Genomic DNA, 532 nt, shown 5'->3' on the forward strand with positions numbered 1-532 from the left:
GGGTTGAGCAGTTAAAGGATCACGGAAAAATAGAATCATATCGACCTTTCCACTCGCAACTCTCGCCCCAATTTCTTGGTCCCCACCAAGCGGTCCAGATTTCAAACATTCTATCTCTAAATTGGTTGCTTTAGAAACTTTTCTACCTGTCGTACCAGTTGCTATTAAAGTGTGTTTTTTCAATAAATCAACATTTTCTTCACAGAAATCAATCATATCTTGTTTCTTCTTGTCATGAGCAATAAGTGCTATATTCATAGTCTTCACCTCACAATCATTATACTAAGAAAGTCACTAATTTCATAGGGATTATGCTATAATAACCATCGAGGTGAGACGATGTTTTATAAAACTTACACAGTAGAAAGATTCAATACGGATACAAAAGACGAATTAACGCCTTCGAGTTTATTTCATTTACTTAACGACATAATGGAAAGAAATGCTGAATCTTATGGCATGGGCGCAGATTATCATAATCAAAGAGATTTAGCGTGGGTACTTATCGAATATCAAGTCAATATAACTAGAT

At 35.2% G+C, this 532-nt stretch carries 2 protein-coding genes; one reads left to right on the top strand and one right to left on the bottom strand.

Features of this window, described 5'->3' with window-relative positions:
* A partial coding sequence (locus tag ABCO64_RS10790; RefSeq protein ID WP_343089480.1) for a methylglyoxal synthase occupies positions 1–258 on the bottom strand: 258 nt, incomplete at its 3' end.
* Positions 259–339: 81 nt separating this feature from the next.
* On the opposite strand from ABCO64_RS10790, the gene ABCO64_RS10795 reads away from it, so the two are divergent.
* Positions 340–532, top strand: a 193-nt coding sequence (locus tag ABCO64_RS10795) for an acyl-ACP thioesterase domain-containing protein (protein ID WP_343089481.1), incomplete at its 3' end; no start/stop codon positions are given.

Source organism: Methanocalculus natronophilus (assembly GCF_038751955.1).
In the GTDB taxonomy this organism is placed as follows: Archaea; Halobacteriota; Methanomicrobia; order Methanomicrobiales; family Methanocorpusculaceae; genus Methanocalculus; species Methanocalculus natronophilus.